18 protein-coding genes are annotated in these 22,363 nt (G+C 59.6%); 5 read left to right on the forward strand and 13 right to left on the reverse strand.

Features of this window, described 5'->3' with window-relative positions; translation table 11 throughout:
- Positions 1-35: 35 nt before the first annotated feature.
- From EYD00_RS23155 to EYD00_RS23165, 3 genes are all read right to left on the reverse strand, one after another.
- Positions 36-692, reverse strand: coding sequence for a response regulator transcription factor (locus tag EYD00_RS23155; protein ID WP_034497785.1), 657 nt, complete (start codon positions 690-692; stop codon positions 36-38).
- A complete protein-coding gene (locus EYD00_RS23160; RefSeq protein WP_034497783.1) occupies positions 685-2,265 on the reverse strand; it encodes a PAS domain-containing sensor histidine kinase in 1,581 nt (526 codons plus the stop codon). Before EYD00_RS23160 ends, EYD00_RS23155 begins: the two co-directional genes overlap by 8 nt.
- Before the next feature lie 198 nt (positions 2,266-2,463).
- Positions 2,464-4,758, reverse strand: coding sequence for an FdhF/YdeP family oxidoreductase (locus tag EYD00_RS23165; protein WP_034497780.1), 2,295 nt, complete (start codon positions 4,756-4,758; stop codon positions 2,464-2,466).
- Positions 4,759-5,170: 412 nt separating this feature from the next.
- Here EYD00_RS23165 and EYD00_RS23170 point away from each other — a divergent pair, with 412 nt between their 5' ends.
- The 3 genes from EYD00_RS23170 (at position 5,171) to EYD00_RS23185 (ending at position 7,285) form a co-directional block, all read left to right on the forward strand.
- Positions 5,171-5,689, forward strand: coding sequence for a Dps family protein (locus EYD00_RS23170; protein ID WP_034497777.1), 519 nt, complete (start codon positions 5,171-5,173; stop codon positions 5,687-5,689).
- 15 nt (positions 5,690-5,704) lie between these two features.
- Complete coding sequence (locus EYD00_RS23175; protein WP_034497775.1) at positions 5,705-6,685, forward strand: alpha/beta fold hydrolase; 981 nt, start codon at positions 5,705-5,707, stop codon at positions 6,683-6,685.
- 393 nt (positions 6,686-7,078) lie between these two features.
- Positions 7,079-7,285 (forward strand): hypothetical protein, encoded by a 207-nt coding sequence (locus tag EYD00_RS23185; protein ID WP_034497773.1) that lies wholly within the window; start codon positions 7,079-7,081, stop codon positions 7,283-7,285.
- 117 nt (positions 7,286-7,402) lie between these two features.
- Here EYD00_RS23185 and EYD00_RS23190 read toward each other — a convergent pair whose 3' ends face one another.
- From EYD00_RS23190 to EYD00_RS23235, 10 genes are all read right to left on the reverse strand, one after another.
- The gene (locus EYD00_RS23190; protein WP_034497770.1) at positions 7,403-8,725 is read right to left on the reverse strand and encodes an epoxide hydrolase family protein; all 1,323 of its coding nucleotides are present in this window, start codon (positions 8,723-8,725) and stop codon (positions 7,403-7,405) included.
- Between the two features lie 180 nt (positions 8,726-8,905).
- Positions 8,906-10,324, reverse strand: coding sequence for an aldehyde dehydrogenase family protein (locus EYD00_RS23195; protein WP_034497768.1), 1,419 nt, complete (start codon positions 10,322-10,324; stop codon positions 8,906-8,908).
- 289 nt (positions 10,325-10,613) lie between these two features.
- Complete coding sequence (locus EYD00_RS23200; RefSeq protein WP_034497766.1) at positions 10,614-11,030, reverse strand: organic hydroperoxide resistance protein; 417 nt, start codon at positions 11,028-11,030, stop codon at positions 10,614-10,616.
- A 116-nt stretch (positions 11,031-11,146) separates the two neighbouring features.
- A complete protein-coding gene (locus EYD00_RS23205) occupies positions 11,147-12,490 on the reverse strand; it encodes an ATP-binding protein (protein WP_034497764.1) in 1,344 nt (447 codons plus the stop codon).
- Positions 12,487-13,227, reverse strand: a complete 741-nt coding sequence (locus EYD00_RS23210) for a response regulator (protein WP_034497762.1) — start codon at positions 13,225-13,227, stop codon at positions 12,487-12,489. The genes EYD00_RS23205 and EYD00_RS23210 overlap by 4 nt, the downstream gene beginning before the upstream one ends.
- A gap of 94 nt (positions 13,228-13,321) precedes the next feature.
- Positions 13,322-14,368 carry an alpha/beta fold hydrolase gene (locus EYD00_RS23215; RefSeq protein ID WP_022563955.1) on the reverse strand — a complete coding sequence of 349 codons (1,047 nt, stop codon included), beginning with the start codon at positions 14,366-14,368 and terminating at the stop codon, positions 13,322-13,324.
- 204 nt (positions 14,369-14,572) lie between these two features.
- The gene (locus tag EYD00_RS23220) at positions 14,573-15,331 is read right to left on the reverse strand and encodes an alpha/beta fold hydrolase (RefSeq protein ID WP_022563956.1); all 759 of its coding nucleotides are present in this window, start codon (positions 15,329-15,331) and stop codon (positions 14,573-14,575) included.
- 36 nt (positions 15,332-15,367) lie between these two features.
- Positions 15,368-17,146, reverse strand: coding sequence for a cytochrome c biogenesis protein DipZ (locus EYD00_RS23225; RefSeq protein WP_022563957.1), 1,779 nt, complete (start codon positions 17,144-17,146; stop codon positions 15,368-15,370).
- Positions 17,147-17,327: 181 nt separating this feature from the next.
- Complete coding sequence (locus tag EYD00_RS23230) at positions 17,328-17,837, reverse strand: cytochrome P460 family protein (protein WP_022563958.1); 510 nt, start codon at positions 17,835-17,837, stop codon at positions 17,328-17,330.
- A 137-nt stretch (positions 17,838-17,974) separates the two neighbouring features.
- Positions 17,975-19,183, reverse strand: coding sequence for an MFS transporter (locus EYD00_RS23235; RefSeq protein ID WP_034497759.1), 1,209 nt, complete (start codon positions 19,181-19,183; stop codon positions 17,975-17,977).
- Between the two features lie 217 nt (positions 19,184-19,400).
- Here EYD00_RS23235 and EYD00_RS23240 point away from each other — a divergent pair, with 217 nt between their 5' ends.
- Both EYD00_RS23240 and EYD00_RS23245 read left to right on the forward strand, forming a co-directional pair.
- Positions 19,401-21,344: an ABC transporter ATP-binding protein/permease gene (locus EYD00_RS23240; RefSeq protein ID WP_022563960.1), complete on the forward strand. Its 1,944-nt coding sequence runs from the start codon at positions 19,401-19,403 to the stop codon at positions 21,342-21,344.
- A gap of 164 nt (positions 21,345-21,508) precedes the next feature.
- Positions 21,509-22,321: a nickel-binding protein gene (locus tag EYD00_RS23245; RefSeq protein ID WP_022563961.1), complete on the forward strand. Its 813-nt coding sequence runs from the start codon at positions 21,509-21,511 to the stop codon at positions 22,319-22,321.
- The last annotated feature ends 42 nt before the right edge of the window (positions 22,322-22,363 follow it).

Consider the following 22,363-nt stretch of genomic DNA (forward strand, 5'->3'; position numbering starts at 1 on the left):
CTCTATGCGCCCATGCCGCCCTCAAAGATACCATACTAAGATACAGGTGGGCGCATCTTCTCGCCGATCAGTTCCGCCTTGCGAACGAGATCGGCGACCGATCTCGCTTCCATCTTGCGCATCACATTGCCGCGGTGCAGTTTTACCGTGACTTCGCTGATGCCTAGCTCATAGGCGATCTGCTTGTTCATCAGACCGCGGACGACGGCGTTCATGACCTCGCGTTCCCTCGGCGTCAGTTGTTCGGCAAGGGAGGAGACGGCCTCGTTCTGGGCGCTTTCGCGGCGTCGTGATGCATCGCGTTCCATCGCTGCCGCGACGGCGTCCAGGATGTCCTGTTCCTTGAAGGGCTTTGTCAGGAAATCCACGGCGCCGGCTTTCATCGCCCGCACGCTCATCGGGATATCGCCGAAGCCGGTCATGAAAATGATCGGCATCCTGTTGCCGACGCGTTCCAGCTGCATCTGGAAGTCGAGGCCGCTGATGCCCGGAAGCCGCACATCGAGCAGCAGACAACCCGGCCGGTTCAGGTTGGCTTTTTCGAGGAAGGCAGTGGCACTGTCGAAAGCTTCGGCGTCAAACTTCATGGAGCGAAACAGATCGGTCAGCGCCTCGCGCATCGACACGTCGTCGTCGACGATGAAAACGACGGGTTGGGGTGGCTCCTTCGCCTGCTTGCGTGGGTCAGGCATGTTCCATCTCCTGGCTGATCGGCATGGAAATGGTAAAGACCGCCCCGCCGAGGGGGTGATTGTCACCGGTCAGCCTGCCGCCGCGCGCTTCCAGAGTGGTGCGGCAGATCGATAGCCCCATGCCCATCCCTGTCTCCTTTGTCGTGTAGAATGGTGAAAACAGCTTTTCCTTCATCTGCGCGGGGAAACCCGGTCCATTGTCGTGAACGGCAATATGGATATTGTGACCGTCTTCGCGTTTTTTCCGGACCGTGATGGTTCGATTGATGCTGCCTGCCTCGTCCATCGCCTGAATGGCATTTGTGAGAAGGTTGATGAGGACCTGCTGCAATTCGATCCTGACGGCCGTTATTGGCGGAGTGGCCTGTTTATCCACGTGGACGATGGTGCCACTGCGCGCGAGCTCGTGTTCGAGAAGGCTGAGCGTTTCGTCAATGAACTCGTCGAGATCGAAGGTTTCCGTCTTGCCGCTGGTATGGGCGAGCTGACTGCGTGTGTTCTGGATGATGTCGCTGGCGCGCTGGCCGTCACGGATCATGCGTTCGGCCGAACGGCGGGCCGCGGCGAGATCCGGCGGATCGCGGTCGAGCCACCGCAGCAATGTCTGTGCATTGACGATGATGGCCCCAAGCGGCTGGTTCAATTCGTGGGAGAGCGATGCTGACATGGCGCCCACCGCCGCGGCCTTTGAAGCCTTCGTCAGCTCTGCCTGCGCTTCGGCCAGCGCCTTCAGCGCCATTTCGCGCTGGGTGATATCCACCATGCTCACCACCACGCGATTGAAGGCTGCCGCCTCGGCCGGAAAGCTGATGGAAAGAAGCACCAGCTTGTCTTCACCGCTTTCCGTGCGCACCACCACCTTGTCTTCAAAAACACGCCGGTTATCGATGATCGCCTGCAGGACATCGACGAATTTTCCGGAAGACGAAACGATCGACCGCTGAAGAGTTCCGCGCAGAGAGGAGTCGTAACCGAGCATTTCCTTTCCGGCCTCATTCGACGCAACGACGGTAATGAGGTCGATACATTGCTGCGTAAAACCCGGATTGGCGCGTGCGTGGGCGCGCATATCGGTGACGCCCTGTTGCTTGAGGCCCATCAACAGGGCGTGAAGCTTCGAATAGTCCCGCTCCCAGAGCGCCACGCGCGTGCGGTCGAAAATGGAGCGATAGCGCTCCTCGCTTTCTTTGAGCGCCGCGTTGACGGACAGCATCGCCAGCCGCGCGGTTTCGGTTTTCAGCAGCAGCATGGTGGTAACGGCCAGCGCTGCAAGGGCGACCACCAATCGAAGGGCAGACTGGAAGTCGGCGTCCTGCGCATGGGTCGCCGCATAGGACAGCAGCGATAGAATGGCGCAGGTGCAGGAGGTCGCGATGAGTCCTGACCAGCTCACGGCCTGCGCGGCCAGAAGAACCGTGATCACATAAAGAACGGCGATCGCGCCTTCTATGTCGGTATAGGTGTCGACGTAAAATACACCTGCTGCCAGCACCAGCGCGCCAACTCCAAAAAACAGATGGTGGGCTCCATCCTCCGGCTCTCTCGCGCGAAACATCATTGACGCAATCGACATTGTTCCCCCGATGCGATTTTTGCCGACAATACGGTTTTTTCAGCACAACCTGACCTATACATAGGTCTTGGTTGCCACCGCCCTCTTAACATCAGGATAGCGGGAAATGGGTGCGGGGCCATATGCAAAAATATGCATCCAGGACCTGTCGTCCACAGGCACCCATGGCCTCTGCAATGCGCACCGGCCCTTGGCTCGTCAGACAGCTGCTGCACTCACCGTAATCGGTACGCCTTTATAGGAGGGCGTTCCCGAAAGGCGATCATAACGGTCTAGCGCCACCACCGCATTCATCTCGGGATAATAACCCGCTGCCGAGCCTTTCGGGATATCGTACTCAACAGCCGTGAAACCCTGAACGAGGTGGCGCCCCTCACTGTCTTTGGCGATACCGTGAATATCGATGCGGTCGCCATCCTTCAGGCCCCGTTCGGCGAGGTCCTGCCGATTCATGAAGATGACGTCCCTGCGACCGAAGACGCCGCGATAACGGTCATCCATGCCGTAGATCGTTGTATTGTACTGGTCGTGGCTGCGGATGGTCGTCAGCACGAGGGCGTCCGGATTGGAGATCAGCGGATCTTCCTCGATCCCGGTGGCGACAAGGAAATTGGCCTTGCCGCTCTCCGTGTTCCAGCGGCGGAAGGAGGCTGCGACATCAAGGCGGAAGCCGCCCTTCACGCGGACCCGGCTATTGAAATCCCTGAAGTCAGGGAAGACCTCTTCGATCTTGTCGCGGATGCGATCGTAATCGGCAATCAGCCAGTCCCAGTCAATGCCGTGACGGTTTCCGATGGTTGCCTTGGCGATGCCGGCGATGATTGCGGGCTCCGACCGCACAAGTTCGCCTGGCGGTTTGAGGAAACCGCGTGAGGCATGCACCATCGACATGGAATCCTCGACGGTCACCGCCTGCGGGCCGGAGGCTTGTGTATCCAGATCGGTTCGCCCGAAACAGGGCAAAATCAGCGATGTCCGTGCCGTCAGAAGATGCGAGCGATTGAGCTTCGTTGCAATGTGGACAGCGAGATCGAGTTTGCGCATACCTTCGAAGGTCGCGGCGGTATCCGACATAGCGACGGCGAGGTTTCCGCCAAGGCAGATGAGCGCCCGGGATATTCCGGCGATGATTGCCTCGACGGCTTCTATGGCATTGTGGCCTTTTTCGGCGGAGGGGCGAAAACCGAAGGCGCGTTCCATGCCATCCAGCAGCGCCTTGTTCGGGATTTCGGTGATGCCGACAGTGCGATCGCCCTGAACATTGGAATGACCGCGAATGGGCGCTATCCCCGCACCCTGGCGGCCCATATTGCCGCGCAGAAGCAATAGATTGGCAATCTGCTGGACATTGCTCGTACCCTTGGCGTGCTGTGTTATACCCATGCCGTAACAGATAATGACATTGGAGGCGTTCACGTAAACCCGGGCAGCGCTCTCTAGCGCCTCCCTCGTCAGCCCGCTGACCGAGCAGATCGTATCCCATGAGGTGGCGTCGATATCGCTGCGCAGCACGTCGAGGCCTGAGGTATGTTGCTCGATGAAGGCCCGGTCCAGTGCGCCGGCTCCGCCTGCATCGAGGCTTTCCGCATCCATTTGAAACACTGCCTTCATGATGCCCTTCAGGGCGGCGAGATCGCCGCCGGTGCGCAGCTGATAATAGGCGGAGGCGATCGGAGTGGAAGAGAGCGTCGCCATTTCGATCGGGTCCTGCGGCGCGGCGAAACGCTCCAGAGCCCGTTCCTTCAACGGATTAAAAACGACGATCGGCACACCGCGTTTTGCGGCATTGTGCAGCGTCGTCATCATGCGGGGATGATTGGTGCCCGGATTATGGCCGAAGCTGAAGATCGCATCCGCATGATCGAAGTCCTCCAGCGTCACTGTGCCTTTGCCGACGCCGATGGATTTCGGAAGGCCGACGCTGGTTGCCTCATGGCACATGTTGGAACAATCGGGAAAATTATTCGTCCCGAAGGCGCGCACGAAAAGCTGATAGAGAAAAGCAGCCTCGTTGGACGCCCGGCCTGACGTGTAAAACTCCGCCATGTCTGGGTCACCAAGCTTGTTGAGCTCCTGCGCGATCAGGCGGAATGCATCGTCCCAGGCGATCGGCTCATAGCGATCACTCTCGGCTTTGTAATGTAGCGGAAGGGTCAGCCTTCCGGCATCCTCGAGCTTGTGGTCGGTCCACTGCCACAATTCGGAGACCGTGTGCTGTGCGAAAAATTCAGGTCCGGATCGTTTGGCGGTCGATTCCCATGTGATCGCCTTGGCGCCGTTTTCGCAAAATTCGAACGATGAGGTGTGTTTGGGATCGGGCCAGGCGCAGCCGGGACAGTCGAAGCCTTCGGGTTGATTTGCCTTGAGCAGCGTCATGGTGCCCTGGGCGACGATCTGCTGGTGGGCGAGGGTTTTCGCGACGGCTTTCAACGCATCCCAGCCGCCGGCGGGATGATCATATTTTTCGATACCTTCCGGGCGTTGTTCTGTCATGTAGGAAGTCCTTCGATTTTGCAGCCTGGCGATTGTCGTGGGCAACGACGGTAGCCCACGTACGCAAGCTTAAACATCATACTCATGCATAGGTTGCCTGCTCACCAGAGGGCGAAACGAAAAGGCCGCCTCCTGCGGCGGGGGCGGCCTTTTGCGGATCGGGAGGGAGATCCGCGGCTCCGGGGAGGGGACGCCGGAGCTTCTGGCTTCTGTGAGCCAATCGCCGAGGGGCGGGGCGACGGGCAAACGTTATCCCGGGCCGGCGCTAGCCGAAACTACACTTAGGTATCGGGTAGACTGTACCAGCAGCCGATTTCTCCTCACCCGTTCTTCTCCCTATTCTCGAGGCCGATCAGACAGCCGCAACAGGGACGCTCAACAACGGGCGGTCAAGTGCCAAAGGAGAACGATCATGGACACGACAACAGCTTCCAGAAACCGCAAGCTTCCACTTGCAACCCCGACCGATCTCGGAGCGGAGGCAAGCCGCGACATTGCCGCGGCGTTGACCGCCCTGCTGGCGGATGTCTTTACGCTCTACGTCAAGACCAAGAACTTCCACTGGCATGTTTCCGGTCCGCATTTCCGCGACTATCACACGCTGCTTGACGAACAGGGCGCCCAGATCTTTGCCATGACCGACGACATCGCCGAAAGGGCGCGCAAGATCGGCGGTACCACCATCCGCTCCATCGGACATATCGCTCGCCTCCAGCGCCTCCTCGATAATGACGCCGACTTCGTCACGCCTGAGGATATGCTTGCCGAACTGCGCGAGGATAACAAACAGCTGACCGCCATCCTTCGGCAAACGCACAGCCTTACCTCCGACCTCAACGACCACGCGACCACCAGTCTGATCGAGAACTGGATCGACGAGACCGAGCGGCGCACATGGTTTCTGTTTGAAACCACGCGCCATGCGCGCTGAACGCAGGACAAGGAAATGGCCGGCAATCTCATCGAGCTCGCGCTTTCCAGACGGCACCTGCTGCTGGCGGGCGCGGCACTTTCCACGGCGATGGCCATACCATCGACAGCTTTTTCAAACTCCACCCCATCTCCCACCGAAGGAGCATTTCCAATGACTGAATCATTCGTAAAGACCAAGGACGGCGTCAATATCTATTTCAAGGACTGGGGCCCGAAGGATGCCCAACCGATCGTCTTCCATCATGGCTGGCCATTGTCATCCGACGACTGGGACGCGCAGATGCTGTTCTTTGTAGAGAACGGTTATCGCGTCGTGGCGCATGACCGCCGCGGCCACGGCCGGTCGGAGCAGGTGAGCGATGGGCACGACATGGATCATTACGCCGCCGATGCCTTTGCCGTCGTCGAACATCTCGATCTCAGAAATGCGGTTCATATCGGGCACTCAACAGGCGGTGGCGAAGTCGCCCGCTATGTCGCAAAATTCGGCGAGCCGCACGGCCGTGTCGCCAAGGCCGTGCTCGTCTCCGCTGTTCCGCCGCTGATGCTGAAGACGCATTCCAATCCCGGCGGCCTGCCGATCGAAGTCTTCGACAGTTTCCGCAAGGGCGTCGCCGATAATCGCGCCCAATTCTTCCTAGATGTCCCGACCGGCCCCTTCTACGGTTTCAATCGTCCGGACGCGAAGGTCTATCCCGGTGTTATCCAGAACTGGTGGCGTCAGGGCATGATGGGTAGCGCCAAGGCCCATTACGATGGCGTGAAGGCTTTCTCGGAAACCGATCAGACGGAAGACCTGAAGGCAATCTCGGTGCCCACGCTTGTCCTTCACGGCGATGACGATCAGGTCGTGCCGATTGCGGCCTCCGCCGAATTGTCGGTCAAGCTTCTGAAGAACGGGACGCTGAAGGTGTATAAAGGTTACCCGCATGGTATGCTCACCACCCATGCAGACGTTATCAATCCCGATCTGCTGGCTTTTGTGAAAGGCTGATCGCGTAAGGCGCCGCTGCCAGCGAAAGCGGGCGGCGGCCGGTTCCCGCGGAGAAGGAGATTTCGATGCCGTTCAGACCAGCTGATGAAACTCCTCTCCTTCGTGACGGGATCGCGAGCCTGCCGGAGATGGAGGATATCCAGCTTGAGCTTCCGCTCTCGTGCAGAACAGGGCGGGATATTGAGGGCGACGCCGGGCTGAAGCAGTCTCGGTCAAGTCCCAGCACCAAAGTGCCAGCCGTGTGCGTCGATCGCCACCGTTGACAGTCGTTTATTGTATCGCAAACCGGTGAAACTACATCCGGGTAACATTCCCGGCTTTTGACGAAAAACTCCAGACACAAGACTTGCCCATCGATTGGCACAACGTCGCTATCAAGTATGGAGAACCGTGATGTCCAACGAAGTCGTATCGCTCCTGGAGATCCGCAAGGTTTTAAATGAGTTTTGCGAAGATAATCGTCTTCCGATCGGCTGCGCCATGGCCGTCGATGCCGCAAGATACCTGATTGGAATTGCCTCAACCGATGAGGTCGAACGTTTAACCCTGCGACTGTCGCTGGATCAGTGGATGAAGGAACGGATTGCTGCTGCCGCCTGAAATGGCTCGGCTTGGTATAAAGCCGCCCCAAATCGGGGGCGGCTTCTTTGCGTTATAGAAAGACCAGACGCAATAGGTGGTGAAGCGCGGGCTGATCCCGCGCTTGTCTGACGGGATTCAGCGCAGTTTTCGGAAAGCTTCCCGCAGCTCACGGGAGAAAATATCGGGCTGCTCCCAGGCTGCAAAATGCCCGCCGTGATCCACCTGATGATAATAGGCGAGTGACGGATAGGCCTGCCTGCTCCAGCTCTCGGGCGCCTGGTAGATCTCCTTGGGAAACACCGTGATACCGACGGGGATCTTAATGTCGCGGGTCTTCTGGGCGTCCGCGCTGAAGTTGTTGTTGTTGTTTTCCCAATAGAAGCGTGCGCCAGAGGCGCCGCTGTTGGTCAACCAGTATAAGGTGATATCGTTGAGCATCTCGTCCCTTGAAAGAACACTTTCGGGTTCACCATTGCTGTCGCTCCACTGCGCGAACTTCTCATAGATGAACGATGCGAGACCAATGGGAGAGTCCGAGAGAGAATATCCGATCGTCTGCGGTCGCGTGACCATCATCGCGCCGTAAGCAGCGTTTCTGCCGAAAAACGTCTGCAGAGCGTTGTAGGCATCTCGTTCGGGAGGCGAGAGATCTGCCGGCGCAGCGTCACCGCTGCTGATACCCCTCATCAGCGTTCCGGGAACTGTGGCCGGCATATTGAGGTGGATGCCAAGCAGACCCTTCGGAGCTTGGCGTGCGAGAGCATCGGAAATGACCGAGCCATGGTCGCCACCTTGGGAGACATAACGTGTGTAGCCCAAACGCTTCACTAGAACGTCCCAAGCGCGTGCAACACGATCCGGTCCCCAGCCGAGATCTGTTGGATGACCTGAAAAACCATAACCGGGTATCGACGGAATGATCACATCGAATGCGTCTTCGGCTTTGCCCCCATAAGCGGTCGGATCCGTCAGCGGGCCGATAACCTTCGTGAACTCGAAGATTGAACCCGGCCAGCCATGGGTAACGATGACAGGCAGGGCATTGGGGTGGCGTGAGCGCACATGAATAAAGTGGATGTCTACACCGTCGATACTGGTGATAAACTGAGGCAATGCGTTGAGCTCGTTCTCGGCGTTTCGCCAGTCATAGGCGCTGCCCCAGTATCGAACGAGGTCCTGAACCCGCGAGAGCTGGATGCCCTGGGAGATATCCCCCGCGGTCTCCCTGTCCGGCCAGCGTGCATTTTTGATTCTCGCCTTGAGGTCGTCAATCTGTGATTGGTCAATATGCACTTGGAACGGGTGAATGCTATCGTCTTCCCGGGCTGTCTGTGATTGGGATGGTTTGGCAGTTTCCGCTGCCAGGGCCGGGAAAAAGGCCATCAGTACGGCTATGGCAGACCCAAGCACCATCGCTGTGCCGCGCCCGGTTTCCGCCGGATGAAGTATGTAGGTCATATTTCTCTCCATATGATGAGTTTTTGCAATTATTCGCACCCGAGACTGGTAGATGTTGCTCGTGTCCCGGCTGCTAGGTTCGACCTGGTGTTGCGTCACCGAACGTCGGCTTTCAGACGGCTGACGCTGCGGCGTGCAGCAGACCGGAGCGCGCCGGTATCGGCTTGGAAAAAATTGGTGTCACGGAGTGAGAATGGCGCGCGGTTCGAGCATACCATCGAGGCCGAAGGCACCGATTTCCCTGCCAATGCCAGACTGTTTGAAACCGCCAAAGGGCGCGCGGGGATCATGAGGAGCGCCGTTGATGACGACACGGCCTGCCACCAACCTTTCGGCAATTTTTTCGGCGCGCCTGAGGTCGGATCCGAGCACATATGCCTGAAGTCCATAATCGCTGTCATTAGCGATCTCGATGGCCTCGTCTTCGTTGTCATAGGCAATAAGGCAGAGGACCGGGCCGAAGATCTCCTCGCGGGCGATGCGCATGTCGTTCCTGACCCCGGCAAAGATTGTTGGACGGGCGAACCAGCCCTTTTCCATTCCAGCCGGCCGCCCGGTGCCGCCCGTCAGCAGGGTCGCCCCTTCGTCGATGCCGAGTCGGATATAGGCCTGAATCCTCTCCCACTGCGCAGCGTTCGCGAGAGGTCCTATCCGAACCTCCGGATCGCGGGGGTTGCCGACCTTGAATTTCCCAGTCTCCATCCGGAGCTTCTCCGAAATCTCTGTAAGGCGGGACCGAGGGGCGATGATGCGGGTGCCCGCGACGCAGGCCTGACCGCTGTTTGCAAAACCTGACATCAGGGCAACAGGGATCGCCGTTTCGAGGTTGGCGTCCGGAAGGATGATTGTGGGCGCCTTTCCTCCGAGCTCAAGAACCAATCTTTTCATGCCGTCGATCGCGGAGCGCTGAATTATTTTTGCGGCCTGAGTGGAGCCGGTGAAACTGACGGTCGCAACGTCGGGATTCTGCGTCAGCGCCGCACCGACCACGGGCCCCGTGCCGTTAATGACATTGAAGACCCCCGCCGGAAGGCCGGCCCGGTGCAGCCTCCTCAGGAATAAATCCGTCTGAAATGCGCTCTGTTCTGCCGGTTTGATGACGAGGGACGAACCGGAGCCGATCGCGTGGGCAACCTTGGTGGCGATAAATCCGAAATTGCTATTCCAAGGTGTGATAGCGGCAAGAACGCCGCGGGGCAGCATCCTGACCGTGCTTTTGCCCACAACACGGTCAAAGTCGTAGTTCCTAACGGTCTCGGCCATCACATCAAAAACTGAAGCGGCGTTCTGAACAGAGAACGCCGTAAAATAAGCGGGTGCGCCGTATTCTTCGGTCATGGCTTGCGCAAGCTCATCCGGCCTCTCGGCGACCACATCGCGCAAGCTGCGCAGCATATCGATACGCTGCATCTTGGTCGAGGCCGCCATGGCCGGAAAAGCGCGTTTTGCAGCTGCCACCGCCGCCCTTGCATCATGGGTGTTGCCGAGACGGACCTCGCCGATTTTTTCTTCGGTTGCCGGATTGAAAAGGTCCAGCCGCTCATCGCCGACCGGGATGACAAATTCACCGTCGACGTAGATCTGTTCTATTGTTCGCATTGATCTGGCCTCATTGAAGGTCGGAAGTTCGGTTCGATGGTCGCAGCGTAACGCGGCGAACTGCCCCCAAAGGAACTTCCGTAAGTGGATTGGAGGGGCACGCGGAGGTGAAAGTGTGAAGCGGCTGCGACATGCGCCGAGCCGCTCCCAGGGTCACATCGCTGAAAGCGCGCCCAGAAGTCCCGCAAGCGGCGAAGGCTCGTCTGAACTTGCGTCATAGACACAGGACACCGCGAATATTGCCGAGAGCACGAGGGCGATGACGAGCCAACGCGGGCGGAAAAGCGGTTTATGCGAGTTTGAGTGTGACATCGATGTTTCCCCTCGTTGCCTTGGAGTACGGGCAGATCTGGTGCGCATCCTCGACGATCGCCTGCGCCGTGGCACGATCGATGCCCGGCATGCTGACGGACAGGCGGGCCTGCAGGAAGAACTCGCCACCCGTCGTGCCGAGGTCAACCTCAGCATCGACGGCGGTGTCAGCCGGAAGGCGAAGCTGGCGCCTGGCCGCTGCCTTTGTCATTGCGCCGATGAAACATGCCGACCAGCCTGCCGCAAAAAGCTGTTCGGGATTGGTTCCCGGCTTGCCGCTGCCCGGAGGCGAGAGTTTGATAAAAAGCGCGCCGTCGTCGCTTTGCGCCGATCCGTCACGGCCGCCGGTCGTGCGGGTCTTGCCCGTATAAAGAACAATCTCGATTCTGGTCATGGGAGGCTCCTTTGATTGCCGCTGCCGCGGCGTTTTGCGATAGGAGCTTTGTGAGGGATCAGCGTATCGGCCATGTTTCCGGAAAACGCGAAACTGTATCGAAACGTATCGGCGCGTTACGAGGTGCTCGGCCTGCCTTCGTGTGAGGGAAAAGAAACCTCGGCCGCCAGCCCGCCACCCTGCCTGTTATAGAGGCGTACCGCGCCGCCGATCGTTCCGGCAAGCTGCTGCGCAATCGCAAGCCCGAGGCCCGTTCCGCCCGTGTCGCGATTTCTCGATGTTTCAATCCGGAAGAATGGCTGCATGGCGTTGTGCAGCATCTCGTCGGGAATGCCCGGTCCTTTGTCGAGCACCGTGATGACAACGGCGCCTTCAGCATGCCGATCCACTTTTATTTCGGCACTGCCAGCAAATTTGAGGGCGTTATCTATGAAATTCGTGAGTATCCGTCGCAATGCGTGCGGTTTTGTAGACGCCGTGCCGCGCACAATGCCTGAAACCGTGACCGCCTTTCCGGTATCCTGATAGTCGTAGGCGATGCTGTCGATGAAGGATGCCAGATCGATGCGAGAGGACTTCTCGCCGTTGCCGTGGGCGCTGCGCGCATAAGCGATCCCGTCCTGCACCAGACGTTCGATTTCACGCAGGTCACTTACCAGCTTTTCCTTTTCCGGCGTATCATCAGCCATATCGGCCCGCAGCCGCATTCGAGTGATGGGCGTCTGCAGGTCGTGTGAAATCGCCGCGAGGATTTGCACGCGTTCTTCAAGATATTGTGCGACGCGATCGCGCATGGCGTTGAATGCACGAGCCGCGTGGGCAACTTCGCTCGGGCCGCTCTCACTCATCGGCAACCCCTTCTCCCCCGGATCGAGCGCTTCCGCCGCGGCTGCCAGCGCGCTGAGGGGTCTGGTCGTCTGCCGCACGGCAAACCAGGTGCAGAGGAGGAGAAGCGCCATTTGTGCGGCGAAGACGTAGGGCAGCCATTCGGCGATGGGCATGACACCCCGTGGTGTTACGTCAATTGTCAGGGGCGAGCCGTCCGACAGCGTCAGATGAGCCTGAAGCCTCTTGCCGTCGCCGGGAATGGATTCCACCCTGACCGGAAACCGGTGCCCGGCGGCCTCTTCGATCCTCTGCGCGATTTCTGCCCCGCGCCCGGACATGTCGGCGACGCCGGGAAGGCCCGGACCGAGTATGAGCTGGTAGTTGCTGCGGCCGAGGCGGTTCACCCATCCCGCCCGCTCTTCCGCAGGCAGGCGGTCTATGATGGCGATGGATACCGCAAGGTCCTGCTCCAGTGTCCCGAGCATGACTGCTTTGGCAGACATATACCGTTCGGCAAAGAGGATGCTGAACGACAACCCGTAGGCAATGGCAAGCCCGGCAAGCAGGATGAGAAAGAGTCTGGACCGCAACGAGCGTGGCCACCAGCCGGCAATCAGATGCCGGCCTTTCATGCCCTTGGCTCCGAAATCTCCACCGGAACGGAAAAGACATAACCTTCCGCACGCACCGTCTTGATGTAGGTGGGTTCCCGCGCATCATCTCCCAGCCGCTGACGCACGCGGCTTACAAGAAGATCGATCGATCTGTCGAAGATTTCGGCATCGCGCCCCTGTGTGAGGTTCAGCAACTGGTCGCGGTTGAGGACGCGCTGGGGATGATCGATGAACACCCTGAGAAGCCGGTATTCAGCGCCGCTCAGTGCCACGGTCGTACCGTCCCTGTCCAGCAGATGGCGGCCCACCGTGTCAAGACGCCAGTCGCCAAAGGTCAGGAGCTGCCCCGCTTCGCTGATTTGCAGATTGGGCGGCAACATCCGGGTGCGGCGCAGGATTGCCTTGATCCGTGCGAGAAGCTCCCGGGCGGCGAAGGGCTTCGACAGATAATCGTCGGCGCCCATTTCGAGCCCGATGATCCGGTCCATCTCGTCATCGCGGGCAGTCAGCATTAGAACCGGCGTGGCCTTGTGCTTTCCGGCCCGCAACTCACGGCAGAGAACCAGACCGTCATCGCCCGGCATCATCACGTCGAGCACGATCAGATCGACGGTATTGCCGTCAAGAAAACTTCTCATCTGCCGTCCGTCGGCAGCCACCGCTGTTCGCAAGCCGTTCTTCTTCAGGTAGCTGGAAACCAGCTCCCGGATTTCCCTGTCGTCGTCCACGACGAGAATGTGATCGATATGTTCCATTGGATGCCTTCATCGTGCGGACGTTTCAGTGGCCCGCTACTGCATTGCCCGCTGCCAACAGCAGTAAGACAACGGTTCGCGGGCTTCGGCAAGCCTAAAGCTTTGCGACGTCGAGAACGGCCTTGGCGAATGCCTCGGGCGCTTCCTGCGGCAGGTTGTGCCCTATGCCGCCGCTGATATTGCGATGCTGGTACTTGCCCGAAAACCTTGATGCGTAAGTGGAGGGGTCCGGATGCGGTGCGCCATTGGCGTCACCTTCCAGCGTGATCGTCGGGATCGTGATGAGGGGAAGTTTCGCAAGCCGGCGCTCGTAGTCGTCATATTTGGCTTCGCCTTCGGCAAGTGCCAGCCGCCAGCGGTAATTATGGATGGTGATCGCCACGTGGTCGGGATTGTCAAACGCGGAAGCGGAACGATTGAAGGTTTCGTCGGTGAATTTCCAGGTCGGGGAGGCCGTTTGCCAGATCAGGCGAACGAAGTCGCGGGTATTCGCGGCGTAACCCGCACGGCCGCGTTCCGTCGCGAAGTAGAACTGATACCACCAGGAAAGTTCCGCCCTGGGCGGAAGTGGCTTTTTGTTGATTTCCTGACTGCCGATCAGATAGCCGCTGACCGACACGAGGCCGGTGCAGCGCTCGGGCCAGAGTGCCGCCATGATATCGGCCGTGCGAGCGCCCCAGTCATAGCCCGCCACGACGGCCTGTCTCACGCCAAGGGCATCGAGAAAGGCGATCATGTCAACCGCGAGTGCTGCCTGCTGCCCGTTGCGTGCCGTTTCATCAGAAAGAAAACGTGTGGTGCCGTATCCGCGCAGATAGGGAATAAGCACGCGATATCCTGCCGAAGCGAGGATGGGCGCAACGTCAACATAGCTGTAGATGTCATAAGGCCATCCGTGCAGCAGCAGAGCGACCGGGCCCTCCTCGGGCCCGGCTTCGGCGTAACCGACATCGAGTACACCCGCTTTGACCTGCTTCAGGGGCCCAAAGGACGTTTTTTCGCCTGTTGGTGCTGACGGGGTAGCTGAAGGCGCCTCGCCTTTGGCCTGGGCCAGGCCCGCCGCGCCGAACTCTACGGCGGCAACAGTCATTGCGGCAATGCCGAAGAACCGGCGGCGCTGGAAATTGATCTCGGAATTCATTCTCGTCTCTCCTGTCCTTTTTGGATGACAGGCAGTTAACGCTGTACGTGTATCCCCGATGTGTCCCGGGCGAACCTGATGTGAATGGTTTTGTAGCAGCGAGCCTTCTATATACAGACTGATACATTCAGCTTGCCCTCTGAATGCAGATCAGCCGCTCCCGATGTCAGGAGCGGCTGTGGTGGCGTTCCACCAGATCCGTGTTTATTTCGCGGACCGCCGGGCAGCCTCTGTGATGACGTCTGCGACCTCTTCGGGCTTGGATGCGAAGACTGCGTGGCTCCCGGCGATCTCGGTCACCGCGCTGCCGGCGCGCTTTGCCATGTCACGCTCGAGATCGGGGTTGATCGACCTGTCCTGCGTCGCGATGATCGACCAGCTTTTCTTTGTTTTCCAGGCTGGTTCGCCCGACTTGGCTGCGAAGGCTGCCTTGGCGGCGAAGACCTGGCTTTTGGCCATGAAGGCAGCCTCGTCGCGGGGCAGGTCGGCGGCGAAATCCTGCGCAAAGACCGCCGGATCCAGATAGAGGAAGGCGCCATCCTTCGTCTGCTTTATGCCGCTTCCGGCGGGTGGTTTTGCTGTGGCGAGGTCAAGAAGGCTCTCTCCCTTTTCCGGCTGGAAGGCGGCGACATACACCAGCCCCGCCACATCGGGCCGATTGCCAGCTTCCGAAATCACCATGCCGCTGTAGCTGTGTCCGACCAGCAGGCTGGGGCCCTGCTGGAGATCGAGCACGCGGTTTGTTGCTGCCACATCATCGGCAAGCGAGGTGATGGGTTCCTGGACGATGGTGACGTTGAAACCACGGCTTTCGAGGATGTCCGTTGCCTTGCGCCAGGCAGAACCATCTGCAAGCGCCCCGTGGACGATGACGATATTCTTTACCTCCGCTGCCTGTGCGGCAAACGCAATCAGCGCGGTTGCAAAGGCGAGCGCGAATCTTGGCATGAGACGATGATGCATCGTGTTATTCCTTTCATGTGGCCGGATAAAAACGGGTCAACCGAAGGTGAAGGCGTAGGCCTGCACACCGGGGTCGAGGAAGCGGATGGTGAAGGTTTTTGCTGTCACGGTGCCGGACTGGCGAACGAGCTGGTAAAGGCGGGTTGATGTGACGACGCCATTGCCATTGGCATCCGTATCGGCGCCATGATCAGGACCCGGCGGATGGCCATCCACGGTCACCTGGAAACGGACCGGCTTTCCGGAATCAATCGGACCCAGCACCAGATGCAGGTCACGGGCGCTGAAGCGGTAGGTGATACCGCCTTTGGCCGCATCAAGGGTGGCCGCTTCCGCGCCAACCGTCCATTCGCCGGAGAGCCCCCATTCATTGAGGGCAGGCGCCGTGACCGAATAGTCTTGGGGCGCGTCTGCACGTATTGTCTCGTTCGATGCAAAGCTTCGCGCCTGACGGTAGCCTACATAGGTTTCGCCGGAGAGCATGTGGCTCATGTCCGCGCCGGCTTCAGCCCCCTTTGTCTCAGGCGTCACAGTCTCGGTGGCGGATGCGCCGGTGCTGCCCGCCTCGCGCAGCAGATCCTGAATCGCCTCTTCGGTCTCCCTGTAGTCTCCCTCACCGAAATGGTGGTAACGGATCTGGCCTTTGGCATCGATCAGGTAATGCGCTGGCCAGTAGCTGTTATCGAAGGCGCGCCAGATCCTGTAATCATTGTCGATTGCTACCGGATACTCGATCTTGAAGCCGGCGACGGCCTGTCTGACATTGTCGATCTTCTTTTCGAAGGCAAATTCGGGCGCGTGCACGCCAATGACGACGAGACCCTGATCCCTGTACTTCTCCGCCCAGGCACGCACATAAGGAAGGGTGCGGATGCAGTTGATGCAGGAATAGGTCCAGAAGTCGATGAGCACGACCTTGCCGCGCAAGTCTTCACGGGCGAGCGGCGGGGAGTTCAGCCATTCGACAGCACCATCGAGGGACGGCGCGGGGCCTTCAACCGGCAGTGCCGGGCGCATGGTGGCAGCGTCACCGTCCGGCGCTGTGGCTGCGGATTTCTTCGCTACTTCGACCTTCTGTTCGGGCCCTCTGGCGGCGTCGAGACGATCAAGAACGTGCTGTTCGAACGATGTCGTGCTGGCATAGGAAATCTGCGATAGAAAACCGGTGTCCAGTCCAAGGGCGATGGCGGCAACGCCTGCCAGCACCGCTGCCCCGGTTGCCCGGCGAACACGCTCGCTGAAACCGAGGGAACGCTTCATCGCCGCAAACACCCTGCCTCCGATGAGGACGGCGACGGCAAGCGATGTCGCAGCACCGGCGGCATAGGCGGAAAGCAGCAGGCTGGTTTCCAGATTGGCGCCCTTCAGGGCCGCACCGGTCAGCACGATCCCGAGGATTGGGCCGGCGCAGGGCGCCCACAGGAGCCCGGTGGCGATGCCGAGCAGCAGGGAGCCAGTGACCGTCGGGGCGGCATCGGGCTTGCCGGCGGCATTGGCAAGTCGGTTGCCGAATTCAACGACCGGATGGGACAGGACAGAGGCGAACTTCGGTGACATCAGCCCAATTCCGAAAAGGGAGAGCATTGAAAGGGCGGCGAGCCGGCCATATTCGTTGGCGTTGATCGCCCAGCTGCCGCCGATGGCAGCGAGCGTCGCAACGGCGGCAAAGGTGATCGACATTCCGGCGAGCAGCGGCAGCGTGCTGCGCAGGAACGGTTGGCCGGCCCGCGCGAAGACGAAGGGAAGAATAGGCAGGATGCAGGGGCTGAGAATTGTCAGCACGCCCCCGAGATAGGCAACGACCAGAAGCGTCATTATCTTTTCCTTTCAGCTGGGATTAGGGGCACCGGGCGGCGAAGGTGAGCCGGTAATGGCGCCACCTTCCCGGCGTCGCGTATCTCTGATGTGTCGGTGTGTGGGTGATTTTGTATGGGAGTGTAGGCGAGCGGACGGACCGTCGACCATGAAGGGTAACGGCGGCGTGGCCCTTTGCTCGTCAGGGCGCGTATCGTGTGAAAACGAAATCGTGGTCCTTGACGTTGCCGACATGACACGAAAGGCAAGTCTCGTGCTGTGCGGTATCGACCGGTTTGCCGTTGACGAAGCGCCCGAAGCCCCAGCCATGGCTGTCAGGATATTTCCTGGAGTCCTTGACCATCACCTGCACGGTGGTTGCCGCGCCCGGCACCGTGGCTGGTGGAAATTCCGCGGATTGCTGCCGCTTGTAGGCAAGCTTCACCAGTATCGAGCCATCAGGGAAGGGCAGGGTTCCGCTCTTGTAAGCGTTCACGGCGATGTCGTTTGCCAGAACGGCACGAAGCTCATCGAGCGGCGGCGCTTCCTGTGCGGGAGCGATGAAGCGCCAGTCTCGATATCCCTCGGGAAGCGTAACGCCATAGAGGGGTGAGGCGTTTTCCGGCGGGCTGTCCGCAAGGCTTGAATAAGCGGCTCCGAAACCTGCTGCCGCAACTGCAAGAGTGACGGCAAAGAAAATCTGGTTCTTCATGACAAATCCTGCCTGATCCGAAAACGATCAGACGATGATCTGCGCGGCAGGTATCCGGCATGTTTCCTGAAACCGGGATTTATGTATCAGATCGTAGCAGCGATTGTGCCGGCGAGGGAAGCGCCGGCACACACATATCAATCGGCGCGCTGTAGCAGCGCGAGCGCGACGGTGGATGTCGCGAGGATCGCGGTCAGAGCCAGCGGCGCGGTGGCGCCGTAGGAATCGACGATATAGCCGCCGAACACTGCACCGATGCTGATGGCCACCTGGAAAGAAACGACCATCAGGCTGCCTGCCGCCTCCAGCGCATCCGGCGCGCCCCGGGAAAGGTTGGTCGGCAGCACGACAGGCGCCATGCCGAAGGCAAGGCCCCAAAGGGCGACGAGAGCAAATGCGGCACCGGTATGGACGCCCCAAAGAACCAGGGAAATCGTTGCAAATGCCATCAGCGCGGCGGTGACGATGAGTGCGAGACGGATACTGGCATCAGCCATCCGGCCACCCGCGACGTTGCCAATCACCGAGGCGACGCCAAATCCAAGCAGTGCGAGAGCAATCGGCGTTGTACCGAGGAGCGTCACCTGCTCGAGGAAGGGACGGACATAGACCGATCCGGCGAAATGTCCCGTCATGAGCAGGAGGATCGCGAGCATGGCCAGCTGAACGCTACGCCGCCGCGTCAGCCGGAAAACATCGGAAAGGCTGTTACTGGTGCTTGCAGGCAGCGACGGCAGGCTGAGGATTTGCAGCAGCATGGCAATGACGGCAAGCCCTGCCGTCATCGACATTGCCGTGCGCCATCCCAGCCAGTCGCTGATAAGGGCTCCCATCGAAGGCGCGGCGATTGTGGCGAGCGAAACGCCGAGGGTAACGATAGCCATGCCGCGCCCGGTCGCATTTGCGCCGACAAGCCTTGCCACGACGGCAACCGAAAGCGCCCAGAACCCGCTGAGAGCAATCCCGAGCCCGGCCCGGCCCAGCAACAGAAGCCAGAAATCGGTTGCAAAGGAAGCAAGAAGGTTTGAGCCGATCGCCAGTGCACTCAGACCGACAAGCACGGTCTTGCGGTTCAGCCTGCCGATGAGGACGTTGCTCAACAGCGCCGTCACTGCGCCGACGGATGCCGTGGCCGTGACGACCTGTCCGGCGGTCCCTTCGGTGATACCGAGGTCACGCGCCATCGGCGTCAACAGTCCCGCCGGCAGGAACTCGGCCGATACCAGCGCAAAGCTGGTGGCCGCCATCGAAAGAACCGCGAACCATGTGGCGGCTGTCCACGCGGGTTGCTCCTCGATGTCGAGGGACATTGTTGTCCCGTCAAACTCTGATGTGGTGTCGGTCATGGTATCTCTCCTTGAGTTGGGAGAGTTTTAAAGGAATTTTGCTGGATGATATGTATCTAAAAGTCCGAATTTCATGCCTATTTGTCCAAATTTGTGCGGCGCACAACGCAGGCGCGTGCGTTGACGCAGGGATGTGTCCGGGGGTCGTGCGCCTTTCTGCCCGCGGGAAATCTTTGCCGGCGGGCAACCTTTCAAACCGCCATCCGTTTAGCCGTCCATGACCGATGCTGACGCAAATTCGAAACGAGCCGATGGCACCGGCAAGAATGGTGCAGGGAAAGTACATGTCGAGAATGCAGCCGATGAGCCGCTGCCGCCGGAGGAAATCGAACCTGCTGAGGGCCTGACGCCCGAGGAAGCCGAGAAGGCCCGCAAAAAATATCTGCTGAAACGCTTCTGGATCAGCGCGCGCGGCTTCTGGAGCCGCCGTGGCGACGGGCTGGCATGGCCGTTCTCCATCGGCCTGTTGGTGATGATCGGCATCAATGTCGCTTTCCAATACGGTGTCAACGTCTGGAATCGTGGCATCTTCGACGCGATTGAAAAACGGGATGCGTCCACGGTCTATTTTCTCGCTTCCATATTCCCGCCGCTGGTTCTGGGCAGCGTCCTGATCGTAACATCGCAGGTCTATGTCAGGATGCGGATCCAGCGGCGCTGGCGCTCCTGGTTGACGAAGGTGCTGGTCTCCCGGTGGATTGCAAATGGCCGCTATTACCAGCTTAACCTGATTGACGGCGACCATCAAAATCCGGAGGCGAGGCTGTCGGAGGACATGAGGATCGCCACTGAAGCGCCGGTGGATTTCGTCGCAGGGGTCATTGCCGCCTTCGTATCGGCATCCACCTTCATCGTCGTCCTGTGGACGATCGGCGGCGCGCTGACGTTGCCGATCGGCGGCGTTTGGATAACGATACCCGGCTTTCTGGTGGTGGCAGCGGTAATTTACGCACTTATAACCTCAAGCTCGATTGCGTGGATCGGCCGGAACTTCGTCAAAGTCTCGGAAGTCAAGAACCAGCTCGAGGCGGAATTCCGATATACGCTGACCCGTGTGAGGGAAAATGGCGAGAGCATTGCGCTGCTGGGTGGCGAAGAAGAAGAGCGAAGCGATCTCGACAGCAGGTTCCGCAATGTCCGGCATCAGTGGAAACGAATGGCGCAGCAATATATGCGTACCACCGTCGTGTCGCATGGATCGATGCTGATTGCGCCCGTCGTTCCGGTCCTGCTGTGCGCGCCGAAGTTCCTCGACGGAAGCATGTCGCTGGGCCAGGTCATGCAGGCGGCATCGGCTTTCACCATCGTTCAGTCCGCCTTCGGCTGGCTGGTCGATAACTATCCCCGGCTGGCGGACTGGAATGCCTGCGCAAGGCGTGTCGCATCGCTGATGATGTCGCTTGACGGCCTCGAGCGGGCCGAACAGAGCGATACGCTCGGCCGGATCGTGCGCGGTGAAACGGAGGGTGAGACGATGCTGAGCCTCAAGGATGTATCCGTTTCGCTGGGCGATGGTACTGCTGTCGTTAAGGAAACCGATGTCGAAATCGGACCCGGCGAGCGGGTGCTCGTCGCAGGTGAATCCGGATCCGGAAAAAGCACGCTCGTGCGGGCAATCGCCGGCCTGTGGCCATGGGGCGGCGGCAGCGTCAGTTTTCGTGCCGGTAGCCGGCTGTTCATGTTGCCGCAGCGGCCATATATTCCGTCCGGAACGCTTCGTCGGGCGGTCTGTTATCCGCAGGCAGCGGAGAGCTGGACTGCCGACGAGATCGGCGCAGCTCTCGACAAGGTCGGTCTCGGCCACCTCAAGGACAAGGTGGAAGAAGAGGCGCCGTGGGACCAGACGCTCTCCGGTGGTGAAAAACAGCGTCTCACCTTTGCCCGCCTGCTGCTGAACGATCCCGATATCATCGTCATGGATGAAGCGACCGCCGCCCTGGATGAAAAAAGCCAGGACAGGATGATGCAGACGGTCATCGACGAATTACCAGATGCTACGATCATCAGCGTGGCACATCGCGCTGAGCTGGAGGCCTTCCACAGCCGCAAGATTACGCTGGAACGCCGGGAAGGTGGCGCGAAGCTGGTCAGCGATATCCACCTCATTCCGAGGAAGGCCCGGTCCGGCTCGTTGCTCCGCCGCATGGTCAAACGCAGGTGACGAAAGTCGCGCAGCACCTCCACCCCCTGATATAATGCGAATGAGTATCGCTCTTTCGGTGCTTCTATGTTTTCCACGTCACCCGTATGAACGGTGGACGGTCAATCGGTGACGTCGTAATCTGGCCGCCAGATGAGGCAACGACATACTCTCGGGAGGAAACAATGCCTATCTTCATGGACCGGCATGAGCTCGCCGGAGTTTCTGCGGCCGATATTGCCGCCGCGCATCTTAAGGATATCGACATTCAGGACCGGTATGGCGTCAGGTTTTTAACCTACTGGTTCGATGAAAGGCGCGGTACCGCCTTCTGCCTCATGGATGCGCCGGATGCTGAAACCGCGCAATGCGTGCACCGCGAAGCGCACGGTTTCGTCGCCAGCGAAGTTGTGGAAGTCGCTCTGTCGGCTGTGGAGGCGTTTCTCGGGCGAATACAGGACCCGACGCCGCTCGAGCCTGCCCCCAAACACATGGATGCTGGCCACCGTGCGATACTTTTCACTGACATCGTCGGTTCAACCGAAATGACCGCTCGCCTGGGCGATCGTATGGCAGCTGAACTCGTCCGCGCGCATGATGCGCTCGTGCGTGGCTGTCTGGTAAGACGGTCAGGACGGGAGGTAAAGCACACCGGGGACGGCATAATGGCAGTGTTCTCCTCCACGCCATTTGCAGTCGACTGTGCAATCGATATTCAGCGCGCCTTCCATCGCTACAACAGCGACAGGGGCGAACCCATTCACATCCGCATCGGGCTGGATTGTGGTGAGCCGGTTGAAGACAGCAATGATTTCTTCGGCACGACCGTTCAACTGGCTGCAAGGCTTTGTGCTGCCGCCCATAGCGATCAGATCCTGATATCGGACAAGACCCTGCAGGAATATGGCAGCGCCGATGTCCCCGTATATGGCCATCGATACAGGCTTAAAGGCTTCGCCAAGCCGGTCCTAGCCTATCGTTGCGAGTGGTTGCATTGATTATGGTGTTCTTCAGGGCTGATCCTGACGCGGCACTACCGT

The organism is Agrobacterium sp. 33MFTa1.1 (assembly GCF_004328495.1).
GTDB classification, from domain to species: Bacteria; Pseudomonadota; Alphaproteobacteria; order Rhizobiales; family Rhizobiaceae; genus Agrobacterium; species Agrobacterium pusense.

What these genes read in the sequence shown, in the direction of transcription:
- EYD00_RS23205 (WP_034497764.1), bottom strand. Translation starts at nt 12,490, where the DNA reads ATGAAAGGCCGGCATCTGATTGCCGGCTGGTGGCCACGCTCGTTGCGG.
- EYD00_RS23245 (WP_022563961.1), top strand. Translation starts at nt 21,509, where the DNA reads ATGCCTATCTTCATGGACCGGCATGAGCTCGCCGGAGTTTCTGCGGCC.
- EYD00_RS23230 (WP_022563958.1), bottom strand. Translation starts at nt 17,837, where the DNA reads ATGAAGAACCAGATTTTCTTTGCCGTCACTCTTGCAGTTGCGGCAGCA.
- EYD00_RS23200 (WP_034497766.1), bottom strand. Translation starts at nt 11,030, where the DNA reads ATGACCAGAATCGAGATTGTTCTTTATACGGGCAAGACCCGCACGACC.
- EYD00_RS23210 (WP_034497762.1), bottom strand. Translation starts at nt 13,227, where the DNA reads ATGGAACATATCGATCACATTCTCGTCGTGGACGACGACAGGGAAATC.
- EYD00_RS23185 (WP_034497773.1), top strand. Translation starts at nt 7,079, where the DNA reads ATGTCCAACGAAGTCGTATCGCTCCTGGAGATCCGCAAGGTTTTAAAT.
- EYD00_RS23190 (WP_034497770.1), bottom strand. Translation starts at nt 8,725, where the DNA reads ATGACCTACATACTTCATCCGGCGGAAACCGGGCGCGGCACAGCGATG.
- EYD00_RS23165 (WP_034497780.1), bottom strand. Translation starts at nt 4,758, where the DNA reads ATGACAGAACAACGCCCGGAAGGTATCGAAAAATATGATCATCCCGCC.
- EYD00_RS23240 (WP_022563960.1), top strand. Translation starts at nt 19,401, where the DNA reads ATGACCGATGCTGACGCAAATTCGAAACGAGCCGATGGCACCGGCAAG.
- EYD00_RS23155 (WP_034497785.1), bottom strand. Translation starts at nt 692, where the DNA reads ATGCCTGACCCACGCAAGCAGGCGAAGGAGCCACCCCAACCCGTCGTT.
- EYD00_RS23225 (WP_022563957.1), bottom strand. Translation starts at nt 17,146, where the DNA reads ATGACGCTTCTGGTCGTTGCCTATCTCGGGGGCGTGCTGACAATTCTC.
- EYD00_RS23160 (WP_034497783.1), bottom strand. Translation starts at nt 2,265, where the DNA reads ATGTCGATTGCGTCAATGATGTTTCGCGCGAGAGAGCCGGAGGATGGA.
- EYD00_RS23170 (WP_034497777.1), top strand. Translation starts at nt 5,171, where the DNA reads ATGGACACGACAACAGCTTCCAGAAACCGCAAGCTTCCACTTGCAACC.
- EYD00_RS23215 (WP_022563955.1), bottom strand. Translation starts at nt 14,368, where the DNA reads ATGAATTCCGAGATCAATTTCCAGCGCCGCCGGTTCTTCGGCATTGCC.
- EYD00_RS23195 (WP_034497768.1), bottom strand. Translation starts at nt 10,324, where the DNA reads ATGCGAACAATAGAACAGATCTACGTCGACGGTGAATTTGTCATCCCG.
- EYD00_RS23220 (WP_022563956.1), bottom strand. Translation starts at nt 15,331, where the DNA reads ATGCATCATCGTCTCATGCCAAGATTCGCGCTCGCCTTTGCAACCGCG.
- EYD00_RS23235 (WP_034497759.1), bottom strand. Translation starts at nt 19,183, where the DNA reads ATGACCGACACCACATCAGAGTTTGACGGGACAACAATGTCCCTCGAC.
- EYD00_RS23175 (WP_034497775.1), top strand. Translation starts at nt 5,705, where the DNA reads ATGGCCGGCAATCTCATCGAGCTCGCGCTTTCCAGACGGCACCTGCTG.